This is a genomic window from Sphaerisporangium sp. NPDC049003, from assembly GCF_043197795.1.
Lineage (GTDB): Bacteria > Actinomycetota > Actinomycetes > Streptosporangiales > Streptosporangiaceae > Sphaerisporangium.
Window position 1 is genome coordinate 68,805 of sequence record NZ_JBICTU010000024.1, and the last position, 21,744, is coordinate 90,548.

Below are 21,744 nucleotides of genomic sequence, written 5' to 3' on the forward strand. Positions count from 1 at the left end.
ATACATCGAAACCGCGTGGACGCCCCGAAACCCCACGTCTAACATCGATCCGTGGGTGAGGGAAGCTCGCGGAAGCCTCGAAAGGCGGCGGATCCTCTCGACCTGCTGCCGATGGTCTTCGCGCGCCCGGCCGAGGCACTCGCGGGAGCGCGCGTCCTGCTGTCCCGCGCCCCGGATCCCCACGACGCCTCCGTCGCCCACCAGGTCATCGGCATCTGGGAGCGCGACTTCGGCGATCTCACCCTCGCGGTCGGCCACCTGCGGCGGGCACGCTCACTGGCCCGCCGCAGCGGCTCCGCCGACCGGGAGGCCGACGCGCTCGCGGCCCTCGGCGTCGCGGTCGTCTACACGGGCCGCACGGCCGAGGGACTGCGCGCCCTGGACGCGGGCGTGGCGCGGGGGGACGGCCTCACGGCGGCCCGCGTGCTGTTCCGCAGGGGCCGGGTCCTGTGGCTGCTCGGGAGGCACCGGGAGGCGCTCGACGACCTCCGCCGGGCCGTCCCGGTGCTGCGCGACGCGGAGGACACGATCTGGAGCGCGCGGGCGCTCACCCTGCGCGGGCTCGTCCACCTGGCCTTCGGGTCCACCGAGCAGGCCGACCGGGACTTCGTCGCCGCCGAGCGGCTCTGGGACCGCACCCGCCAGGACCACGACCGCAGCGTGGCGGTGTGGAACCGCGGCGCGGCGGCGTTCCGCTCCGGCGACCTGCCCACCGCCCTGCGCTATTTCGACGAGGCGGCCAGACGCTTCGAGGCCCTCGGCACTCCGGCCTTCGGCCTGAACATCGACCGGTGCGACGTGCTGCTCGCCGCGGGGCTCGCCGACGAGGCGCTCCAGGAGGCCGACGGCGCGACGGCCCTGCTGGAGCGGACGCGCGGGCAGAGCACCATGAAGGCCGAGCTCCTGCTGATCGCCGCCCGGGCCGCCATGGCCGCGGGCGACCCCGACACCGCCGTCGCGCGCGCCTGGGCGGCGCTGCGGCTGTTCGCGAGCCAGCGGCGCGAATGGGGGGAGGCCCACGCGCGCCTGGTGCTGTTCCGCTCGCGCGTCGCCACCGGCAGGGTCTCCGGGCGGCTCGTACGGGACATCGCCGCCGTCGCCACCCGCCTGTCGGAGCTGGGTTCCCCGGACACGGTGCAGGCGTCCCTGCTCGCGGGCCGGGTGGCGCTCGCGCTGGGCTGGCCGGAGGACGCCGACCGGCACCTGGCCGCCGCCGCGCGCGGCCGGCACCGGGGCCCCGCGCTCGCCAGGGTCGACGGGTGGCTGGCCGAGGCGCTGCGCGCGATGGCCGCGGGAGGTGGCCGCAGGGGAGTGCTCCACGCCTGCCGCAGGGGACTCGACGTGCTGGACGAGCACCGGCTGGCCCTCGGCGCGTCGGAGCTGCGGGCCCGCGCGACCGCGCAGGGAGCCGAGCTCGCGGCGCTCGCCCAGCGCGTGAGCCTGCGGCCGGGCAACGCCCGGGGCCTGCTGGTCTGGAGCGAGCGCTGGCGTGCCACCGCGCTGGCGGTGCCGCCCACCCGCCCGCCGGACGACCACGAGCTGCTCCGCGAGACGAGCGCCTTCCGCGAGATCACCAGCCGCGCGGAGGCCGCCCGGTCGGCGGGCACGCCGGCCCCCGCCCTGGAGCGCGAGCGGCGCCGCCTCGAACGCGCCATCCGCGCGCGGACCCTCCGGGCGCGCAGGGAGGGGACGATCAACGGCCGTCCCTTCGACGCGGGGGCCCTGCTGGACCGTCTCGGCGACCGCCGCCTGATCGAGATCGTCGACGTCGGAGGCGACGTCCACGTGCTCGTCTGCGGCGGCGGCAAGGTCCGCAGGTTCCAGGCGGGCCGTACCGCCGACGCGGCCGCCGAGATCGACCACCTCCGCGCGGCGCTGCGGCGGCTCGCGTACGAGCGGACGGCGCGGAGGGACGGCGGGACGGCGGCCCGGCGGGCGGACGAGAGGGCGGCGGAGCGGCTCCACCTGCTGGAGACGGGCGCGCGCCGCCTGCAGGACATGCTGCTCGGCCCGGCTCTCGGCCATCTCGGGCGGGGCCCGCTGGTGATGGTGCCCCCGGGACGGCTGCACGGGGTGCCCTGGGCGGCGCTGCCGGCGCTGCGCGACCGGGTGCTCGGCGTCTCGCCGTCCGCGGGCGCGTGGCTGCGGGCCGCCGGGGTGCCGCCCCCGGCGGGCGCGGGCGTCGTGCTCGTACGCGGACCTGGTTCGGCGACCTTCGGCGCGGAGGTGCCGTCCCTGGCGGCGCGGTACGGCGAGGCCACCCTCCTGGAGGGCGGCACCGCCACGGCCCCGGCCGTACTGAAGGCCATCGACGGCAGCCTGCTCGCGCACATCGCCGCGCACGGGACATTCCGGGCGGACAGTCCTATGTTCTCCTCGCTCCGCATGGACGATGGCGAGCTCACCGTCCACGACGTCGAGAGGCTCAACCGCGCCCCGTACCGCATCGTCCTGCCCAGCTGCGACTCCGGGGTGATGGAGCCGGTGGGGGCCGACGAACTGCTCGGCCTGGCGGCGGCGCTGCTGCCGCTCGGCACCGCCGGCATCGTGGCGAGCCTGGTCCCGGTCAGCGACCAGGCGGCGGTGCCGCTGATGCTCTCCCTGCACGAGGGGCTGCGCGCCGGGTTGGGCATGGCCGAGGCCCTTCGCGAGGCCAGGCGAGCGCTGCCCCCCGACCCCCTGCACCAGGCCACGGGGTGGTCGTTCACCGCCATCGGCGCCGCCTGAGCGGCCCGCCCGTGCCGACTTAGGTAGGGGGTGACTCATGCGCGGGCGCCGCCCGTCTCCCCAGCCTGGTGTGGACACCGGACAGGAGGCGTCCTATGACCACAGACAGCGAGCGCCGCGAATACTGCTCTCTGCCCCCGCAATCCACGCCCGTACACGCGGCCGGGCTCGCCGGCACCCGGCTCGAAGCCCTCATCCTCGGCCGGCTGAAGTGGCTGAACGGCACGGTGCTGCACTACTACTTCTTCGACCGCGAGACCGACGGCTCCACCGTGACCACCGGCGACGGCACGTCCGGCTTCGTGTCCTGGGTCGGCGGCAAGGACCAGCAGGACGTCGTCCGCGAGAGCTTCCAGGTCTGGAAGGACCTCGGCATCGGGCTGGAGTTCGCCGAGGTGGACGACCGCGCGGAGGCCGAGGTGCGCATCGGCTTCATGGAGGGCGACGGATCCTGGGCCTATCTCGGGCGCGACGCGCTGAGCATCGGGACCGACGCCCGCACCGTCAACTACGGCTGGCCGCTCACCACGTCCTACGGGCACACCACGGCGCTGCACGAGATCGGCCATGTCATCGGCATGCCGCACGAGCACCAGAGCCCGTTCGCCGGCATCGTCTGGGACGAGGAGGCGGTGTACCGCGACTTCGGGGCGCCTCCGAACAACTGGTCGCGGGAGAAGACCTTCAACAACGTGATCCGCAAGCTGGACCAGTCGGAGGTGACCGGGTCCATCTGGGACGCGACGTCGATCATGGAGTACACCTTCGGGCCGGGGCTCATCCTCGAACCCGAGCAGTACCGCCGCGGGGTGTTCCCTCCGGGCACGATCTCGGTGCTCGACGCGGAGTTCGCCCGCCAGTGGTACCCGCCGATGGGACCGGCGGGGCCGGCGCGGCTGTCCCCGTTCACGTCCGTCCCGCTGGGCCTGTCGTCCGCGGAGCAGGCCGACTACCTGATCGTGCCCGAGGGCACCCGGGACTACACGGTGGCGACGTTCGGCCAGAGCGACACCGTGCTCGGGCTGTTCGAGGAGATCGACGGGGAGCCGCGCTTCGTGGCGGCCGACGACGACTCCGGCAGGCCGCACAACTCCTCCGTCACCGCGCACCTGGTCAAGGGCCGCCGCTACCTCGTGCGCGTGCGGCTGTACTCCGCGAGGGGGTCGGGCCAGACGGCGATCATGTACTGGTGAGCCGGGGGGCCGCTCCGGTCAGCCCCCCGTCAACTCCTCCTCAAGTGCCCCCAATTGGAGGGAGCCGTGGGCGGGGATGGGTAGCCATCCCATCAGTTGTCCATCAAGGGGGAGAGGGGCATGAAACGTGCTGTCTTGGGCGCGATGATGCTCGGGGGCGTAGGCCTGGGCGTGATGCGGTGGCTCACGTCGCGCCAGACCAAGGTCAGGGCCCAGCGGGAGGCGAGCCGGTGGCTGATGGTCACCATCAACCGCCGGCCCGAGGAGGTGGTGCCGGACGGGCGGTTGCCCGAGCCGCTGGCGCGCCTGGGCGAGACGATCGAGGTACAGGTCCGCGAGGCGCCCGGCGACCGCGGCACCGAGCTCGGCGCGCGGCCGATCAGGCCGGTGCCCACAGGCGTCGACGAGGTCATGGCGCGCCTCGCCGGGGAGGACCCGCGCCAGGCGGTACGGAGGGCTCTGCGGGAGTCCAAGTGCCTGATCGAGACCGGGGAGGTGCTGCTGCCGGACGAGCCGCCGACGACGCGGCCCATGCCCACCGGAAGGCTTGTGGATCTCGCCGCGCAGCGCGCGGGCGGGGAGGGACCGCTGTGAAGGCACTCACCTGGCAGGGCATCGACGATCTGTCGGTGGAGCGCGTGCCCGACCCTCGGATCCTTAACGCCCAAGACGCGATCGTCAAGGTGCGGCTGACCACCACCTGTGGCTCCGACCTGCACCTTCTCGGTGGCTACATCCCGGCTATGCGCGCGGGGGACGTCATCGGCCACGAGTTCCTCGGCGAGGTCGTCGAGGTCGGCTCGGAGGTCCGCAGGCACAAGGTGGGCGACCGGGTGGTGGTCTGCTCGATCATCGGCTGCGGGCGGTGCTGGCACTGCCAGCACGACATGTGGTCGCTGTGCGAGAACAGCAACCCCAAGCCGGGCATCACCGACATGATGTGGGGCGGCTCGACGGCCGGGATCTTCGGCTACTCCCACGCCATGGGCGGCTTCAAGGGGAGCCACGCCGAGTACGCGCGCGTCCCGTTCATCGACTACGGCGCGTTCTCCGTGCCCGACGGGGTCGACGACCTGAACGCCCTGTTCGCCTCGGACGCGGCGCCCACTGGGTGGATGGGCGCCGATCTCGGAGGGGTGCGCCCGGGTGACGTGGTCGCGGTGTGGGGCTGCGGAGGCGTGGGACAGATGGCGGCGCGGGCCGCGATCCTCCACGGCGCCGACCGGGTCATCGCCATCGACCGCTACCCCGAACGCCTCACGATGGCCGAGCGCCACATCGGGGCCGAGACCATCGACTACACCCGCACGGACGTCGTCGCCGAACTGCGCGAGCGCACCGGCGGCAGGGGTCCGGACGTGTGCATCGAGGCGGTCGGCCTGGAGGCCGACGGCGCGGGCCCGCAGAAGGTCTACGACAGGGCCAAGCAGCGGCTCCGGCTCGAACAGGACCGCCCCATCGCGGTGCGGGAGGCCATCCACGCCTGCCGCACGGGCGGGTCGGTGTTCGTCCTCGGCGTCTTCGCCGGGATGGTCGACAAGTTCCCGCTCGGCGCCCTGATGAACAAGGGGCTGACGTTCCGGGGGGCGCAGCAGCACGGGCAGCGCTACATCCCGAAGCTGCTGGACCTGATGTCCAAGAACGAGCTGAGGGCGGCCCACCTCGCTACGCACACCATGACGCTCGACGACGCGCCGAGGGGTTACGACATGTTCAAGAACAAGAGGGACGGGTGCGTGCGCGCGGTCTTCCGCCCGTGGGCGTAGCCACGCTCGCGGATCGCGGGCGGACGGCCGCACGGGTCGGGCCCGCTCACCTCGCGTGAGCGGGCCTGACCGTGTGAGGGTCGTGGAGCCTAAGGGACCGGCGGAGTCCAAGGTCCCCGCCGTGTGGGACCTTCGCCGCTGACAGGGCCGAGGGGACGAGCGGGATGCTCGAACCAGGGCGGTAGTCAGGGAGGCGGCCATGATCATGAATGTCGGGGACGTCATGGGCAAGGTGGCCATCGCGGTCCAGCTGAACACGTCGTTCGCCGACCTCGTCGAGACGATGCGCCGCTTCAAGGTCGGCGCCGTGGCGGTCCTCGACCCCGACCGGCGGCCCGTGGGCGTGGTGTCCGCGCACGACCTGCTGCTGAAGGAGATCGACGCGCCGCGGGCGGGGGTGTTCGAGGGCCACCGGCTGCGCAAGGAGCACGCCAAGGCCGCAGGGAGCACGGCCGCGCAGGTCATGACGACCCCCGCGATCACCGTGACCGAGAGGACACCGGTCAGGGAAGCGGCCCAGATCATGCACGACCACCGGATCAGGCAGCTCCCCGTGATCGACGCCACCGGCAAGATCGTCGGTACCGTCCACCAGTCCGACCTGCTCAAGGTCTTCCTGCGTCCGTCCTCGGACGTGCGCGCCGACGTCGACGACGCCCTCTGGCGCGCCTCCGTCGACCCCGACACCCTGTCGGTCAGGGTCGACCACGGCCTGGTGTCGCTGCGGGGGACGGTGCCGCGGCGCTCGCAGATCGCGCGGGCCGTCCAGGGGGTGCAGGCGATCGACGGCGTCATCGAGGTGGACGACCAGATGGGCTACGAGGCCGACGACCTCGTCACCGTGCCGCCGCTGTACCTCTGATCGTCACCCCTTCGCACGCCCCCGGGACCGGTGCGTCCCTGTCTCGTGTGAAGGTGGAGGCAGGACGCGGACCCGTCCAGGCGGGCCCGAGCCCAGCTCGTCGAGGAGGGGATGCGCGATGGCCGGACAGATCGTCGTGGGGATCGACGGTTCCCCCTCGGCCGCTGCGGCGGTGGAGTGGGCGGCCGACGACGCGATGCGAAGGGGGGCGCGGCTGAGGATCGTGCACGTCTGGGAGCCGTGGTCGTACGACTTCCCGTTCAAGGCGGCGCCCCGCTCGCAGAGCTCGCTTCCGGCGTACTGGACGGGCGCGCTGGAGGCGGCCGTCGACTGGGTACACGACCACTCGCCGGGCGTCGAGGTGAGTTCCGCGCTGGTCACCGGGGCCGTGTCCGAGAGGCTCACCACCGAGTCCGAGTACGCAGACGAGCTCGTCCTCGGCGGCACGGGGCCCGGCGGCCTCGCGGGACTGGTGCTCGGCTCGGTCGGCCGGTCGGTCACCGGGCACGCCGAGGGTCCGGTGATCGTGGTGCGCCGCTCCGCGCCCACGCGCGACGGCGAGATCGTCGTCGGGTTCGACGGGTCGGAGGAGTCCGGGGCCGCCCTGGAGTACGCGCTCCAGCGGGCCAGGCTGCGGGGAGCACCGGTCCACGTCCTGTACGCCTGGTCGGCGCCGCCGTTCGCGCCGGACGCCACCGCCTACGCGGGAGGCGTGCGGGAGGCGGCCGAGGAGGAGTCGCGCGAGGTCCGGCGCCGCCTGCACCCCTGGCAGGAACGGTATCCCAACGTGCGGATGACCGGCTCCGCCGTGCGCGGGCACGCGGTTCACGCGCTGTCCGACGCCTCGCGCGAGGCCGATCTCGTCGTGGTCGGCTCCCGGGCGCACGGCACGTTCGGCCACGTCTTCACGGGCTCGGTCGCCCACGGCGTCCTGCGCCACGCGCGCTGCCCGGTCGCGATCGTACGTCCGCGCCGCCCGCATGCCGAGCGCCCGTCCGCCACCGCACACTGAGCCCTCGTCCGCCACCGCACGTCGAGCGCCCGTCCGCCACGCACGCTGAGCCCTCGCCGGTCGCCGTCCGCTTGGATCCGGCCGGGCCGGTGGCGGGGTCCGGTGGCGGCGCGGGGCATGGGCGGGTGGTGGGGCGGCACGGGGCTGGTCAAGCGGCACCCGATCTTTGCGTAAATGTCGTGACCTGGCCATTCGTGCGGATTCGGGTGGGGTGTCGTGTGGGAGACTTCCTTTATGGCGGACGTCCAACCGCGCTCGCTGATGCCGCACATGCGGCTCGACGAACTGCTGTCGGAACTGCAGGTCAGGCTGGAAACCGTGCTGGCGACACGCGACAGGGTCCACGCCCTGCTCGACGCGGTCGTCTCGGTGGGCAGCGACCTCGATCTTGAGACGGTGTTGCGCCGCATCGTGGAGACCGCCACCACCCTCGTGGACGCCACCTACGGCGCCGTCGGCCTGATCGGCGAGGGGAACACCCTCGTGCAGTTCGTCCCCGTGGGGCTCTCCGAGGAGGAGATCGCCCGCATCGAGCACTGGCCCCACGGGCTCGGGCTCCTGGGGCTGCTGATCAAGGAACCGCGCCCGCTGCGGCTGCACCACATCGCCGAGCATCCCGAGTCGTACGGCTTCCCGCCCGGCCATCCGCCGATGGGCTCGTTCCTCGGCGTGCCGATCCGCGTGCGCGAGGAGGTCTTCGGCAACCTCTACCTGACCGAGAAGCGCGGCGGCGGCGACTTCGAGGAGGAGGACGAGGCCATCGTCATGGCCCTGGCCACGGCGGCCGGCGTCGCCATCGAGAACGCCAGGATGTACGAGGAGACGCGGCGGCGCGAGGTGTGGCTCCAGGCGTCCTCCGAGGTGACCACAAGCCTGCTGTCCGGGGCCGACTCCCACGAGGTGCTGACGCTGATGGCCAGGCGGGCGCGCGAGATGGCCGACGCCGACGTCGCGGTCGTGCTCCTTCCCTCGGCCGACGGCGAGAAGCTCCGCGTGATGATCGCCGACGGGGTGGCGGCCGGTGAGGTCACGGCGGTGGAGGTGGTGGTCGGCGACTCGCTTTCCGGGCGGGCGTTCACCCGCGGGGAGCCCGTCGTGGTCACCGACCTCGCCGCGTCCGAGATCCCCGCGGTGATCTCCGGCGACCTGGAGGTCGGGCCCGCCGTGGCGGTGCCCCTCGGAGCGCCGGGCGCCGTGCGCGGGGTGCTGTCGCTGGGCAAGCGCTCGGGCCGCATCCCGTTCAGCCAGTCCCACGTGCGCATGCTGCACTCCTTCGCCGGGCAGGCCTCCATCGCGCTGGAGCTCGCCGAGGCGCGCGAGGACGCCGAGCGGCTCGGCCTGCTGGAAGACCGCGACCGCATCGCCAAGGACCTGCACGACGTGGTCATCCAGCGGCTCTTCGCGGTCGCCATGACGCTGATGAGCGCGGTCCGCCTGGTCGACAAGCCGGAGGCGTCCTCGCGCCTCAAGCACGCCGTCGACGAGCTCGACGGCACGATCAGGCAGATCCGTTCGACCATCTTCGCTCTCCAGACGCCTCCCGACGCGGAGGCGCCCAGCTTTCGCGGGCAGATCGTCGCGCTGGTCGAGGGCGCCCGGGGGCACCTCGGTTTCATGCCCGGCCTGCGCATGGAGGGCCCCGTCGACAACAAGGTGCCGCCGCAGCTGGCCGAGCACCTGCTGGCCGTCCTGCGCGAGGCTCTGTCCAACGTCGTACGGCACGCCCGCGCCTCCCGGGCCGACGTCGCCGTGGAGGCAGCGGGCGGCTGGCTGACGCTCCAGGTCGAGGACGACGGCGTGGGCCTGGCACCGGGCGGGCGCCGCAGCGGTCTGCGCAACCTCTGCGACCGCGCCACCCGGTTCGGCGGCACCTTCGCCGCGGAGAGCGCCGAAGAAGGCGGCACCCGCGTCGTCTGGCGCGTCCCCCTCGACTAGAAGCCCGTCCCTGTCAGCCGAGGCCCGTGAGTCACGGCGTGTCAGTCTGGGCCTGTCAGCCGTGGCCTTGTCAGTCACGGCCCGTGAGCCGCGCGCCTGTCAGCCGCGCCTCTCGGCCTTGAGCTGGGCCGCGAGGGCCGCCGCCTGGGTACGGCGCTGCATGTCGAGCTTGGCGAGAAGGTTCGAGACGTAGTTCTTGACCGTCTTCTCGGCCAGGAAGAGGCGCTCGCCGATCTGCCGGTTGGTCATGCCCTCGCCGATCAGCTCAAGGATGTGCCGCTCCTGGCCGGTGAGCGCGGCCAGCGGGTCGTTCCTGCTCGCCTGGTCGCGCAGGCGCCGCAGCATCGACGCGGTGGTCTTGGGGTCGAGCAGCGACTCGCCCCCGGCCACCGTGCGCACCGCCCCGACCAGGTCGGAGCCGTGGATCTGCTTGAGCACGTAACCGGCCGCTCCGGCCATGACCGCGTCGAACAGGGCGTCGTCGTCGGCGAAGGACGTCAGCATGAGGCACGAGAGCCCCGGCGTCCTCGAACGGACCTCGCGGCAGACGTCAACCCCGTTCCCGTCCGGCAACCGCACGTCGAGCACGGCGACATCCGGTTTGAGCGCGGGGATACGGGCCATGGCCTGCTGGGCCGTGCCCGCCTCGCCGACGATCTCTATGTCGTCCTCGGACGACAGCAGGGCGGCCACGCCACGCCGCACCACCTCATGGTCGTCGAGGAGGAACACGCGAATCATAGTCGGACGGTAACCGCCCGCCCGCCTCCCCGGAAGGGACCAAGGTCCCCTCCCGCACGTGTCGTCCGTCTCCGCCTGCGGCACGGCCTCACCCGGGCCCGCGTCCTTGGCGGGCCCGGTGTGGAGAGGCGTCTAGCCCTGCTTCTCGATCGGTACGCGCTGGGTCTCCTGCCTCTCCTCCGCGAGCGGGATGTCCACTTCGAGGATCCCGTCGTGGTAGACGGCCCTGACGTCCTTCTCGTCGGCGTTCGGCGGCAGCGGGATCGAGCGGCTGAACTCGCCGTACCTGAACTCGGTGCGGTGCGGCTCTGACCGCTCCTCCTTGCGCTCGCCGTGGATGGTCAGGACTCCGTTGGAGACGATGACCTCCACGTCGTTCTCGGGGTCGATGCCGGGCACCTCGGCCCGGACGACGTAGTGGCCGTCCTTGACGGTGTCCTCGAAACGGACCATCTGGGTCCCTGCGTACGGCCGGGCGCCGGTGAAGGGCGCCTCCAGCCAGTCCAGCAGATCCGGCACCAGTCCCCTGGACTCCCGGCGGGTTGGCATGGCCATGGTGACCTCCCTGGCTCGTCTGGCGCTTCACCTCCATCTGATGCCTGGGCGGGTCCCCGGGTGCAGGGGTCCTAGGTCCCGAATGCCGGGGACATTCGCCCTCGCGCCCGGCGCCCCGAGCCGGCCGCGCCCGGAGCGCCCGGCGTTCTCGGCGCGTCAGCCGCGCCTGGAGCGGCCGGCGAGCTGGGCGACGTCCTCGGCCGCGTCGCCGGTCAGCTTGTCGGCCAGATCGGCGAGCGCGCGCCCGGCCGCCAGCTCGTCCCCGATCTCCGGTACGGGCCGGTCGACGGGGTTGCGCCGGGCGTATCCGACGCTCTCGTGCCTCCGGCCTCCACGGGTGATCAGGACGGCTCTGGCGATGGTGCGATCGTCGTTGTCGTCCTCGGTGATGTAGATCTCCACGGTCCACTGCTTGGCCTGCATGACGGCACCTCCTGCCGGTTTCCTCCCTCAACCATCTCTCACCCGGCCGGGCCGCCCGCCGCCGGGCCGGTGGAGGCGGCCAGGCGCAGTGACGCGGCCACCGCCTCCCGCAGGTCGCGAACGCGGTGACCGGAAAGCTCCAACAGGGTGACCTCGTCGGCCCAGGGGGCGGTCTCGGAGACGACCGCGCGCGCCTGTCTCTTGGTGAGGTGCCCGTGCGCCCTGATGAGGCCCTCGCGCCAGGTGTTGGCCAGCTTGCCGTGCGCGTTGTCGAGGATGCCCCGCAGCAGGCGGTCCGTCTCGCCGGACGGGGGCGGCAGCCGTACGGCGTCGATCACCCGGCCCGTGTGGGTGATGTCGTACAGCGGGAGGATCGGCCCGCAGAGCTCCCCGAAGCCGGTCGGCGGCTCGGCGAGGTGAACCCGTACATGGGTGGCGCGGGTCGCGAGCAGCAGGCGGGGGAGCGCAGCCGTGAGGCCGGCCGGCACGGCCACCGCCACCCGCGCGGGCGAGGAGGCGTACGGCTTGGCCAGCCATGTGGACAGCCGGGCCCTCGGCACCCCGGGGTACGCCTCCTTCGGCCAGTCGCCCACCAGGACCTCCCACGCGTAGTCCGGTTCCTCGCCGGGGCCGGGGACCGGCTCCGGGCCCTGCCCGGGAGGCGGACCGGCCGGGCGCGACTCCACCGACTGGGGCCCCTGGGTGTAGATGGCGGTGCCGAAGCGCTCGACCCGCGCGGCGACGGCCGGGCGCGTCTTGGTGGTGGGGCGCAGGACGTAGAGGTCGGCGGCCGAGCCGATGGCCTCCGCGCCGAAGTAGCGGTTGAAATCCGGATACATCGCCTCTACGGCGAGGTTGAGGTCGTGCAGGGCGCCCTGTACCTTCAGCGCGAGCATGGGGGTGCGCTCGCTCGCCCCGTACGCCAGCAGGATCCGGCCCTGATCCGGATCGCGCAGCCCCTCCACGGCCCTGGCGACGAACAGCCCGACCCCCTCGGGGGTGTAGGGCGGGTCGGTGATCGCGAGGTCGGCCTGGCCGCGGGCCGACGGGGGCAGGCAGAGGCGCAGGTCGGCCCAGCGGGTGCGCACGTCGAGGCCGAGGCTCTCGGCCTGCGCGTCGATGTAGGCCAGGATGCGATCGTCGAGGTCGACCACGGTGACCTGGACGCCCGGGTGGATCATCGCGACCGCCAGCGAGGTCAGGTCGTGGTCGCCCACGCAGAGCAGCCGCGAGCCGGGCAGCCAGAACCGGGCGCCGAGCAGCAGCGCCCTGCGCACGACGGTCTCGGGCGTCGCCGCCACGTGGTCGAGCACGTGCCGGGCGCGCGGAGCTCCCGCGATCAGCTTCTCCATGCGCTCGACCACGTCCGCGTGCCCGGCGAGCAGGTGGGCCACCGGATCGACCGGGACGCCGAAGCCCTCGCCGAGCAGGTCGCGGTACGCGCGCGCCTGCTCGGGCGTCAGCCGGAACCGCTCGCCCGACCGCTGCGGGCCCGCCTCGCGCAGGAGCGTCTCGATGCCGCGCCGCGACGTCGCCGTGCGCCTGACCAGGTCGGCCAGGGTCCACCAGCCGCCGTCGCACATCAGCGCGAGGGCCGCGCGGAACCGTCCGGCGTCCACCCCGGCCTCGTCCAGCAGCCTGTTCAGTCCCTCGGGTTCCATGCCGCAACCCTAGTGAAGGGCGAGCCGGTCCCCGTCCGCGCGGTGCGCGTGCCACCTGGGCCGGCCGGGCGTGTCCGGAGGGCCGCGCGGGCGGTCCGCTGACTACAATCCCCCGGGGCGAGGTCACGGGGAGTGTGCGAAGCGTCATGCTGCACGGCATAGATGTGTCCAACTGGCAGGGCGCCGTCGACTGGTCGGAGTACGCCGGCGGCGGCGTCGACTTCGGCTTCGCGAAGGCGAGCGAGGGAACGGCGTTCACCGACAAGTGGTTCGCCCGCAACTGGACGGGGATGCGCGAGAACTGGCTGGTCTGCGGGGCCTACCACTTCGGGCACCCGAAGGGCGATCCCGACGACCAGGTGCGCCACTTCCTCAACGTGGTCGACGAGGCGGGCGGCCTGAGGCGCGGCGACCTGGTCGCCCTCGACCTGGAGCACTCGGGCCACCTGCCGCCCGAGGAGGTCGCCGCGTTCGCCCGGCGCTGGTGCCACGTGATGACCCGGCTCACCGGCGTCAGGCCCCTCATCTACACCTTCCTGTCGTTCGCCAAGAAGGGCTACTGTCAGGGGCTGGACGACTACCCGCTGTGGATCGCCGCCCCGAGCCACCCGAAGGGGCACCCCGTGGTGCCGCCGCCCTGGAACAGGTGGACCATCCACCAGTACGCCCATGGGCCGATCGACCGCAACGTCTTCCGGGGCACCCGCGCCCAGCTCACCGCGCTCGGCTTCCAGCCCCACAAGCGCGAGAGCAAGGCGTAGGCGACGGCGATAAACGGGGGCGGTTCCCGGTAGCATCGGGCACGATAAAAGCGAAATCACGTCCACGACTTTTCTTGGAGTAATCGTGTCTGCCGCCCTCGAACTACGCATCACCCTCGCCGGAGCCGAGCGTGTGGTGGCGGGCGGCACGACGGCCGGCGAGGCCCTCGCGGCGGACGGCCGCGCCGTCGTCGCCGCGAAGATCAACGGCCACCCGCGCGACCTCGCCACCGAGGTCGCCGACGGCGACACCGTCGAGCCCATCGCGATCGACAGCGAGGAGGGCCGGTCCATCCTCCGTCACTCCACCGCCCACGTGATGGCGCAGGCCGTCCAGGAGATCTTCCCCGGCGCCCGGCTCGGCATCGGCCCGCCCGTGGAGAACGGCTTCTACTACGATTTCGACGTCGAGCAGCCGTTCACCCCCGACGACCTCAAGCGCGTCGAGAAGCGCATGCGCGAGATCGTCAAGCAGGGCCAGGCATTCTCCCGGCGCGCGGTGTCCGACGAGGCCGCCCGCGAGGAGCTGGCCGCCGAGCCCTACAAGCTGGAGCTCATCGGGCTCAAGGGCGGCGCGGCCGACGAAGAGAGCGTCGAGGTGGGCGGCGACCAGCTCACCATCTACGACAACCTCGACCCCAAGTCGGGCGAGCTGTGCTGGAAGGACCTCTGCCGGGGCCCCCACCTGCCCACCACCCGGGTCATCCCGGCGTTCAAGCTGATGCGCTCGGGTGGCGCCTACTGGCGGGGCAGCGAGAAGAACCCCCAGCTCCAGCGCATCTACGGCACCGCGTGGGAGTCCCGCGAGAAGCAGGACGAGTATCTCGCGCTCCTCGCCGAGGCCGAGAAGCGCGACCACAGGAAGCTGGGCGCCGAGCTCGACCTGTTCTCCTTCCCGACCGAGCTGGGCTCGGGCCTCGCCGTGTTCCATCCCAAGGGCGGCATCGTGCGCCGCATCATGGAGGACTACTCCCGGCGCAGGCACGAGGAGGCGGGCTACTCCTTCGTCAACACCCCGCACATCACCAAGGAGAACCTCTACCAGGTCTCCGGCCACCTCGACTGGTACGCCGACGGCATGTTCCCGCCCATGGAGCTGGAGGGCGCGCGCTACTACCTCAAGCCCATGAACTGCCCGATGCACAACCTGATCTTCAGGTCGCGCGGGCGGTCCTACCGCGAGCTGCCGCTGCGCCTGTTCGAGTTCGGCACCGTCTACCGCTACGAGAAGTCCGGCGTCGTGCACGGCCTCACCCGAGTGCGCGGCATGACGCAGGACGACGCCCACATCTACTGCACCCGCGACCAGATGCAGGACGAGCTCAAGAGCCTGCTGCGGTTCGTGCTCGGTCTGCTGCGCGACTACGGCCTCGACGACTTCTACCTGGAGCTGTCCACCCGCGACCCCGAGAAGTCCATCGGCACCGACGAGGTCTGGGAGGAGGCCACCGAGGCGCTGCGGGTGGCGGCCTCGGCCGAGAACCTCGACCTCGTCCTCGACGAGGGCGGCGCGGCCTTCTACGGCCCCAAGATCTCCGTGCAGGCCAAGGACGCCATCGGCCGCACCTGGCAGATGTCGACCATCCAGGTCGACCTCAACCTCCCGGAGCGCTTCGAGCTGGAGTTCCAGGGGGCCGACGGGTCGCGCCAGCGTCCCGTCATGATCCACCGCGCGCTGTTCGGGTCGATCGAGCGGTTCTTCGGCGTCCTGGTGGAGCACTACGCCGGGGCGTTCCCTCCGTGGCTGGCGCCCGTGCAGGTCGTCGGCATCCCGATCGCCGACGCCCACGTGTCCTACCTCGGCGACGTGGCCAAGCGGCTGCGCGAGAAGGGCATCCGCGTGGAGGTCGACGGCTCCGCCGACCGCATGCAGAAGAAGATCCGCAACGCCCAGAAGTCCAAGGTGCCGTTCATGCTCCTCGCCGGTGACGACGACGTCGCCAACGGCGCCGTCTCCTTCCGCTACCGCGACGGCGAGCAGAAGAACGGCGTTCCGGTCGACGAGGCCATCGCCGAGATCCTGGACGCGATCGAGCGCCGCGTCCAGGTCTGATCACGCGGTCCGACCACGCAGGCGGATCGCAAGGTCTGACCACACGGTCCGATCGCCCGGGCGTTGAGCGTCCGGGCGGTCGGCCGTCACCCCGTCACGATCTTCAGAAGGCCTCGACGAGATCGTCGTCGGACCTCGCCGGCTGCCGCTCGTCCGGGAGCCGCACGTCGTCCACGGTCACGTTGACCTCGACGACCCGCATCCCCAGCATGTGGCTCACGGTGCGCGCCACGTTGACCTTGACGTCGCCGGCGACCTCCATGACGATATGGCCGTACTCGATGACGATGGTGACGTCGACGGCGACCTGACGGTTGTCGATGCGGGCGCGTACGCCCTGGTTCGGGCGCTTGGCACCGACGCCGATGCGGTCGCGCACCGACTCCAGCGCCCGTTCGAGATCTCCACCCAGGTCCGCGACCCCGGTGACCTCAAGCGCGGCGAGGGCGGCGACCTTCTCCACGACCTCGTCGGCGACCTTGATGCGCCCCCTGACGCCGGTCGCGGTGTCGGGCTCGTCGGCCACCAGGCCGGTTCCGATCTCGTCGCCGTGCCCCGTGGCGCCGGGGGACTCCTCGAAGCGGGACTCGGACTCGTCCTCCGCGTGCGCGGGCGCGGGGAAGGAATCGGGCACGTGATCGGGCAACGCCTGCGAGGACTCCGCGTACTCCTCGTGGAGCCGGCTGCCCGCGGACGATTCCTCGGTGGAGACGGTGTCGGTCATGGAAGCTCCTGATGTCGGGGGCCGATGCCGGTTTCGGGGCCGGTGTCCTCGCGGCACGTCCCTGTCATACCGGTTCGGCCCGTCGTCCGGGTGAGATTCCGCCGAAACCGTGCCCCATCCGTCCGCGGTCGTAGGGACGCGCCCGCTCGTCACCGCCCCGGCGGCTCGTCCTATGCTGCAAGGCATGCAGGAGCCGATTGAGCAGCCCGGTGCGGGAGATCCCGACAACTTCCAGCGTCTGTGGTCCCCGCACCGCATGGCCTACATCAAGGGGGAGAACAAGCCGAGCGGCACCGGCCCAGGTGAGGGCTGCCCGTTCTGCGAGATCCCCACGATGAGCGATCAGGACGGGCTCGTCGTCGCCCGGGGCTCCTCGGTGTTCACGGTGCTCAACCTCTATCCGTACAACTCCGGGCACCTGATGGTCTGCCCGTACCGCCACGTCGCCGACTACGCCGACCTGGACGAGGCCGAGACCACGGAGCTGGCCGACTTCACCAAGCGCGCGATCGTGTCGCTGAGGAAGGCCAGCGGCGCCCAGGGGTTCAACGTGGGCATGAACCTCGGCCACGTCGCCGGGGCCGGCATCGCGGGTCACCTGCACCAGCACGTCGTGCCGCGCTGGGGCGGCGACACGAACTTCATGCCGGTGGTCGGGCACACCAAGGTGCTCCCGCAACTGCTCAAGGACACCCGGGAGCTCCTGGCCGACGCCTGGCCCGCCTAGGCGGCGACGGAGTCCACACCCTTCACGTACTTGCACTGGATCCGCTCGCCGTGATGCATGCCCCTGCATTCGGTCTTGCTGAGCGTGCGGTCGTTGACCGTGAGCTTGCGGCGCGCGTCCGCCTCTAGGTCGTCGATCTTCGATCCCCTTAGAGGTCGGACCAGCGGCTCCAGCGCCAGGCTGTCGTGGGTGTTGGCCGCGCTGATCCCGACAGAGATCGGCAGACCGCTCCGTTCGGTGATGAGGTGGATCTTCGACCCTTTCTTGCCGCGATCGACAGGATTCGGGCCTGTCAGCTCCCCCCTTTTGCCGCCCGGACGCTGACGGAGTCGATCGCGCAGCGCGACCAGTCCAGTTCCCCTCGGGCGCCGAGTTCGTCCAGCAGGATCCGGTACAGCTTGGCCCACACCCGGGCGGCGCTCCAGCCCATCCGGGGTTCAAATCCCCGAGCCTCCGCACTACAAAGGCCCTTTCGCAGGATTGCGAGAGGGCCTTTCTGCTGCCCGGAATTGAGATGTGTGGTCGGCGCTGCCTGTCGTCGGGTGTTGGGGGCGTCAGTGGCTGACGACTCGTTCCTCCGGACTCCCGCGCCGCACCCGGAGGTCCTACCTGGCGGGCTTGCCACGACCGCCAGGGAGGCGGTGGTCAGGCCGAGGTGGACGTGGAGGCGGCGGTCATTGCTGTTTCCAGTTGGTTCAGGATTGTGTACGCGTCGTGGGCCAGGGTTCTGGAGTCGGGGCTTTCGATGTAGAAGACCCCGGCAAGATTGAGGGAACCTCGTGGTGGGTCGAAGGACGCCATGGGCGTTCCCGGCGGCAGGCTGGTGAGGTCTGGCACGATCTCGATGTGGCTCCGGGGCGAGACCAGGGAACGCAGGTCGAGGTGGGTGGGCTCGAACGTGGGTGTGCTCCTCCAGGGGACGCCCAGGGAATCGGCCGCGATCATGTTGACCGAGCCGGCGGCCCGACGGCCGGGGCCGGTGATCATCTGCCTGGGTAGGCCCGGGTTGTTCCCGAGGGAGGCCATCGTCAGGGCGCCCACCAGGTCGACGCCGTGGATCGCCTCAACCTGCCGGGTCAGCAGGTGCCCGCCGAAGCGGGCAGCCGTCTCCAGCAGGCAGACTCGCCGGCCGGGCAGCAGCTTCATCTCGGTGTGGGTGCCGCAGGTGCCGAGCCCGAGCGCGTTCACGGCCTGTACCGACGCCCGCTCGATCTCGCGCTGCAGCGGCTCGGGCAGGACGGACGGCGCGAGGTTGCCCCGCTCGACGAACGGGCGCAGCGTGGGGAGCCGCTCGGTGATGCACACCGGGTGGTAGGTTCCCTCGACGACCAGGCCCTCGACGCTGAGGTAGTCGGCGTACCGTGCGTCGTCGTGCCAGGACGACCGGCTGGACACGATGATCTCCTCGGCGATGAGCTCGCCGGGCTCGGCCACGTAAAGTTCCGCCATGTTCGCCTGCCGCGCCTTCTCGGCGGCGGCGCGGGCCCGGGCGTACGCGGCCGGGATGTCCTCCGGCCGCTCGACGACGACCTGGCCGATGGAGCCCGCGCCCCACGCCGTCTTGAGCAGCACGGGCGGGGCGAGCAGTGTCCAGGCGAGGCGCAGGTCCTCCACCGAGTCGACCGGGTGGAAACCTGGGACCGGTACGCCGGCTTCGGCCCACGTCCGCCGCATGAGCCGTTTGCTGCGCGCCTTGATCACCTCGCCGCCCGGCCCGGGCAGGCCGAGCCGGTCGGCGGCCACGGTGGTGGCGATCAGGGCGAATTCCGAGAAGGTGAGGACGCCCTGGGCGCGGACGGACCGCGCCGCCTCGACGATCCGGCCCGCCAGCGCCTCGCCCGCGAGCCCGTCCCCGGTCGCGTCGAGGACGGAGGCGCAGTGCGCGGCGATGGCCGCCCCACCCCCGGCCGGGGGCGCGGAGATGGCGAGCAGATGGACCTCCGCGTGCGCGGCGACGCGGGGGAGCACGTCGGAGAGCGGCGGTCCGCCACGCGCGTAGACCAGCAGGATCGGGGGTCTGGTCATCGGCCTACTCCTGGAAGACGAAGTAGCCGTTGGCCGCGAAGTCCCAGCCGGGCCTGCGGTAACGGGCGGGCGGCAGGGGGTAGCCGGCGTCGAGGTACGCCTGGAGGAAGTAGGCCGCCTCGGGCTGGTCGAGGCCTATCTCCCGCAGCAGCTCGCCGTCCAGGCCCGTCTCCTGCCCTCGGGCGAAGTCGATGAGCTGGAACAGCAGGCCGGTGCCCTGCGGCATTCTGATCTTCGGGCGCCAGGCCAGGTAGTCGGGGATCACGCCGCTGATCGCCGCGCGCAGGATCCACTTCTCGATGCCGTCACGGAACTTGTACTCCATCGGGAGCTTCCAGGCGAAGTCCACCACCTCGCGGTCCAGGAAGGGGACGCGCGCCTCGACGGTGTTCATCATGGAGAGCCGGTCGACCCGTTGCAGGTCGGTGCGGTGCAGGTTCATCACGCGGTAGCGGCTCATGGCGACCGGGTCGGGGTGCTCGCGGAACAGCTCGTACCCGGCCAGCGACTCGTCGCTGCCGTCCCCGACCAGCACGACCTTGAGGCCGAGCTCGCGCGCCACCTCGTAGGCCGGCGCCATCACGCAGGAGTCCATGATGTCGATCACCTCGAAGGTCTCGACCTGCTGCACGATCGACTTCATGCTGTCGATGAGCTCGCCGTACTCCAGGTGCCGCGTTATCTGCCGGATGCCGAGGTCCCGGCAGGAGCGCTCGGCGAAGTCCAGGTCAGGTGCGCCCGGGAAGCCGACGCTGATCGCCGTCACGTCGGGGTGGTGGCGGGCCGCCAGCCCGAGGACGGCCGCGCTGTCCACGCCGCCGCTGTAGATCACGCCGATCGGCAGGTCGGTCTGGACACGCTTGCGCACCGCATTGTCCATCAGCCCGCGGAACCCGGCGACGAGCTCGTCCTCGCCGTCTGGCAGGGGGCTGTCGTCCCGCTCGTCGTAGCGGTGCGGGCCCGCGCCGTCCACCATCAGGTGGCCGGGCGGGAACTCCCGGGGAGTCACCTGGATCGGGAGGAAGCACTTGATCTCGGACGCGAACAGTAGGCGGTCGCCGTCCCGGGCCCAGTACAGCGGCTTCACCCCGAACCGGTCCCGCGCGCACAGGAAGCTCCGCCGGGAGGCGTCGTAGACCACGAACGCGAACATGCCGTCGAGGTGGAGGGGCAGGTCGGCTCCCCACTCGCGGTAGCCGTGCACCAGGACCTCGGTGTCGGAGGCGGTCTGGAACCGGTGGCCGAGCCCGGCCAGCTCGCGGCGCAGCTCGGCGTGGTTGTAGATCTCGCCGTTGAACGTCGCCCAGACGTTCCGCGCGGTGTCGGACATGGGCTGGGCGGCCGTCGCGCGGTCCACGATGGCCAGGCGGTTGCAGCCCAGCGCCGCGCCCGGAAGCTCGGCCACACCGCCGAAATGCTCGGTGTCGCCGCGATGACGGATCTCGGAGAGCATCACCTGCACCCGGGTGCCCGGCACGCCGCCGGTCGGCCCGGCTATTTCCGCCGTGATTCCGCACATGGTCTCTCCTCGGTCATTTCTCGCCGACGGCCACAAGGGCCACTCTCGGGATTTCGGCCACCCACTCGGCGCCGTCGCGGTAGACGACCGGCTCCCGTTTCCATTCGGATCCGGCGTCGTCCGGCGCGTATTTCGCACTGTGCGCGAAGTGGTATCGTGCGAGCTTCCACACCGTCTGCCGGAGGTCGTCCAGCGGGGTCTGCGGAAACGCCAGGCCGGTGAGCCCGTACATGTCGAATAGATAGTCGGCGAGCAGGTTGCGCGCCTCGGCGGCTGAGCCCCCGCGTATGACGAGCGGGTCGTAGACACGGCGAACCAGGACGGATCCGAGCCCGCTGAGTTTCAGATGACCCGCCATTTCCGCGGCCGTGAAATGGTGATAGGAATGGCCCGCCCTGGAATATCGGTGGACGACCTCCGAGAACCACAGGGCGGCCGGGGCGCCCGCTTCGAAGTCGTGCAGGACGAGCCGTCCGCCGGGCCGCAGCACCCGGGCCGCCTCCTGGCAGACGCCGAGCCGGTCCTCGGGCGCGATGTGGTGCGTGCCGTACGCGAGCAGCGCCGCGTCCACGGACTCGTCCCGCATGAACAGGAATTGTGCTTGCTGGCGGATGGCGGGGAGCCCGGCGTGCAGCGCCGCGGCGACCATGTGACCGGCCATGTCGCTGGTGATCACGGCGTGGCGTGGCCGGGGAGCCATGGTCGCGAAGACCCGGGCCAGCAGCCCGTCCCCGCCGAGGAGGTCGAGCAGGGTCCAGCCGGGCGGAATGGATTCCATGTCCGGCACCCCGGCGGCGAGGGTGAACAGCGTGCGCATGCCGCGCGCCCGGATCATTCGATTGAGCTGCGCCCGGCGATAGGAGTCGCCCCGGCCGTCGTCGTCGTTGGTCTCGAATTCGTTCGTGGTCGCGTACAGCCCGGCCAGCGCCTCGGCGGCGCCTTTTCGGTCGAACCAGAGGACGCGGCCGAAATCAGGGAAACGTTTGCCGATTTGGTCGAGATAATCTCCGAGGGGCAGGCCGGGAAGATAAGGCTGTCGCAGTAACGCCTTTATGGTCAC

The 21,744-nt window shown here is 71.7% G+C and carries 18 protein-coding genes and 1 pseudogene; 10 read left to right on the forward strand and 9 right to left on the reverse strand.

What is annotated here, in order from left to right; all coding sequences use genetic code 11:
* Positions 1-51: 51 nt before the first annotated feature.
* The 7 genes from ACGFIV_RS25575 to ACGFIV_RS25605 all read left to right on the forward strand — a co-directional run bounded on the left by ACGFIV_RS25575 (position 52) and on the right by ACGFIV_RS25605 (position 9,495).
* Entirely contained in the window at positions 52-2,727 is a 2,676-nt protein-coding gene (locus ACGFIV_RS25575) for a CHAT domain-containing protein (RefSeq protein ID WP_358553470.1), read from the forward strand.
* Positions 2,728-2,822: 95 nt separating this feature from the next.
* Entirely contained in the window at positions 2,823-3,920 is a 1,098-nt protein-coding gene (locus ACGFIV_RS25580) for a hypothetical protein (protein ID WP_358553472.1), read from the forward strand.
* 120 nt (positions 3,921-4,040) lie between these two features.
* Positions 4,041-4,514 (forward strand): hypothetical protein, encoded by a 474-nt coding sequence (locus ACGFIV_RS25585; protein WP_358553474.1) that lies wholly within the window; start codon positions 4,041-4,043, stop codon positions 4,512-4,514.
* Positions 4,511-5,686, forward strand: coding sequence for a zinc-dependent alcohol dehydrogenase (locus tag ACGFIV_RS25590; protein ID WP_358553476.1), 1,176 nt, complete (start codon positions 4,511-4,513; stop codon positions 5,684-5,686). Before ACGFIV_RS25585 ends, ACGFIV_RS25590 begins: the two co-directional genes overlap by 4 nt.
* 199 nt (positions 5,687-5,885) lie before the next feature.
* Entirely contained in the window at positions 5,886-6,548 is a 663-nt protein-coding gene (locus ACGFIV_RS25595) for a CBS domain-containing protein (protein WP_358553478.1), read from the forward strand.
* 118 nt (positions 6,549-6,666) lie between these two features.
* Positions 6,667-7,560, forward strand: a complete 894-nt coding sequence (locus ACGFIV_RS25600; RefSeq protein WP_358553480.1) for a universal stress protein — start codon at positions 6,667-6,669, stop codon at positions 7,558-7,560.
* Between the two features lie 234 nt (positions 7,561-7,794).
* A complete protein-coding gene (locus ACGFIV_RS25605; RefSeq protein WP_358553482.1) occupies positions 7,795-9,495 on the forward strand; it encodes a GAF domain-containing protein in 1,701 nt (566 codons plus the stop codon).
* A 99-nt stretch (positions 9,496-9,594) separates the two neighbouring features.
* Here the strand turns inward: ACGFIV_RS25605 and ACGFIV_RS25610 are convergent, their stop codons facing one another.
* From ACGFIV_RS25610 to ACGFIV_RS25625, 4 genes are all read right to left on the reverse strand, one after another.
* The gene (locus ACGFIV_RS25610) at positions 9,595-10,236 is read right to left on the reverse strand and encodes a response regulator transcription factor (protein ID WP_358553484.1); all 642 of its coding nucleotides are present in this window, start codon (positions 10,234-10,236) and stop codon (positions 9,595-9,597) included.
* A 132-nt stretch (positions 10,237-10,368) separates the two neighbouring features.
* The gene (locus ACGFIV_RS25615; protein WP_358553486.1) at positions 10,369-10,791 is read right to left on the reverse strand and encodes an Hsp20/alpha crystallin family protein; all 423 of its coding nucleotides are present in this window, start codon (positions 10,789-10,791) and stop codon (positions 10,369-10,371) included.
* A gap of 156 nt (positions 10,792-10,947) precedes the next feature.
* Positions 10,948-11,214 (reverse strand): DUF1876 domain-containing protein, encoded by a 267-nt coding sequence (locus tag ACGFIV_RS25620; protein WP_358553488.1) that lies wholly within the window; start codon positions 11,212-11,214, stop codon positions 10,948-10,950.
* A 38-nt stretch (positions 11,215-11,252) separates the two neighbouring features.
* Positions 11,253-12,875, reverse strand: a complete 1,623-nt coding sequence (locus ACGFIV_RS25625) for a bis-aminopropyl spermidine synthase family protein (protein ID WP_358553490.1) — start codon at positions 12,873-12,875, stop codon at positions 11,253-11,255.
* Positions 12,876-13,009: 134 nt separating this feature from the next.
* On the opposite strand from ACGFIV_RS25625, the gene ACGFIV_RS25630 reads away from it, so the two are divergent.
* Complete coding sequence (locus tag ACGFIV_RS25630) at positions 13,010-13,636, forward strand: glycoside hydrolase family 25 protein (RefSeq protein ID WP_358553492.1); 627 nt, start codon at positions 13,010-13,012, stop codon at positions 13,634-13,636.
* 85 nt (positions 13,637-13,721) lie between these two features.
* Positions 13,722-15,689: a threonine--tRNA ligase gene (thrS, locus tag ACGFIV_RS25635; protein ID WP_358553494.1), complete on the forward strand. Its 1,968-nt coding sequence runs from the start codon at positions 13,722-13,724 to the stop codon at positions 15,687-15,689.
* Between the two features lie 103 nt (positions 15,690-15,792).
* Here thrS and ACGFIV_RS25640 read toward each other — a convergent pair whose 3' ends face one another.
* A complete protein-coding gene (locus ACGFIV_RS25640; RefSeq protein WP_358553496.1) occupies positions 15,793-16,413 on the reverse strand; it encodes an Asp23/Gls24 family envelope stress response protein in 621 nt (206 codons plus the stop codon).
* A 184-nt stretch (positions 16,414-16,597) separates the two neighbouring features.
* Between ACGFIV_RS25640 and ACGFIV_RS25645 the strand changes: the two genes are divergently transcribed.
* On the forward strand, positions 16,598-17,140 hold the full coding sequence (locus tag ACGFIV_RS25645) for an HIT family protein (protein WP_392838005.1): 543 nt from the start codon (positions 16,598-16,600) through the stop codon (positions 17,138-17,140).
* Here ACGFIV_RS25645 and ACGFIV_RS25650 read toward each other — a convergent pair.
* From ACGFIV_RS25650 to ACGFIV_RS25665, 4 genes and pseudogenes are all read right to left on the reverse strand, one after another.
* Positions 17,135-17,564, reverse strand: a pseudogene (locus tag ACGFIV_RS25650) (transposase); the annotation flags it as partial. The gene ACGFIV_RS25645 and the pseudogene ACGFIV_RS25650 sit on opposite strands and share 6 nt — an antisense overlap.
* A 221-nt stretch (positions 17,565-17,785) precedes the next feature.
* Positions 17,786-19,165, reverse strand: a complete 1,380-nt coding sequence (locus ACGFIV_RS25655) for a hypothetical protein (protein WP_358553500.1) — start codon at positions 19,163-19,165, stop codon at positions 17,786-17,788.
* A 4-nt stretch (positions 19,166-19,169) separates the two neighbouring features.
* Positions 19,170-20,684, reverse strand: a complete 1,515-nt coding sequence (locus ACGFIV_RS25660; protein WP_392838006.1) for an asparagine synthetase B family protein — start codon at positions 20,682-20,684, stop codon at positions 19,170-19,172.
* Positions 20,685-20,697: 13 nt separating this feature from the next.
* Positions 20,698-21,744 (reverse strand): methyltransferase domain-containing protein, encoded by a 1,047-nt coding sequence (locus ACGFIV_RS25665; RefSeq protein ID WP_358553504.1) that lies wholly within the window; start codon positions 21,742-21,744, stop codon positions 20,698-20,700.

Bases quoted from the DNA above. Each gene is read 5' to 3' on its own strand.
- ACGFIV_RS25580 (WP_358553472.1), top strand. From the start codon at position 2,823: ATGACCACAGACAGCGAGCGCCGCGAATACTGCTCTCTGCCCCCGCAA.
- ACGFIV_RS25585 (WP_358553474.1), top strand. From the start codon at position 4,041: ATGAAACGTGCTGTCTTGGGCGCGATGATGCTCGGGGGCGTAGGCCTG.
- ACGFIV_RS25595 (WP_358553478.1), top strand. From the start codon at position 5,886: ATGATCATGAATGTCGGGGACGTCATGGGCAAGGTGGCCATCGCGGTC.
- ACGFIV_RS25600 (WP_358553480.1), top strand. From the start codon at position 6,667: ATGGCCGGACAGATCGTCGTGGGGATCGACGGTTCCCCCTCGGCCGCT.
- ACGFIV_RS25605 (WP_358553482.1), top strand. From the start codon at position 7,795: ATGGCGGACGTCCAACCGCGCTCGCTGATGCCGCACATGCGGCTCGAC.
- ACGFIV_RS25610 (WP_358553484.1), bottom strand. From the start codon at position 10,236: ATGATTCGCGTGTTCCTCCTCGACGACCATGAGGTGGTGCGGCGTGGC.
- ACGFIV_RS25615 (WP_358553486.1), bottom strand. From the start codon at position 10,791: ATGGCCATGCCAACCCGCCGGGAGTCCAGGGGACTGGTGCCGGATCTG.
- ACGFIV_RS25620 (WP_358553488.1), bottom strand. From the start codon at position 11,214: ATGCAGGCCAAGCAGTGGACCGTGGAGATCTACATCACCGAGGACGAC.
- ACGFIV_RS25625 (WP_358553490.1), bottom strand. From the start codon at position 12,875: ATGGAACCCGAGGGACTGAACAGGCTGCTGGACGAGGCCGGGGTGGAC.
- ACGFIV_RS25640 (WP_358553496.1), bottom strand. From the start codon at position 16,413: ATGACCGACACCGTCTCCACCGAGGAATCGTCCGCGGGCAGCCGGCTC.
- ACGFIV_RS25645 (WP_392838005.1), top strand. From the start codon at position 16,598: ATGCAGGAGCCGATTGAGCAGCCCGGTGCGGGAGATCCCGACAACTTC.
- ACGFIV_RS25655 (WP_358553500.1), bottom strand. From the start codon at position 19,165: ATGACCAGACCCCCGATCCTGCTGGTCTACGCGCGTGGCGGACCGCCG.
- ACGFIV_RS25660 (WP_392838006.1), bottom strand. From the start codon at position 20,684: ATGTGCGGAATCACGGCGGAAATAGCCGGGCCGACCGGCGGCGTGCCG.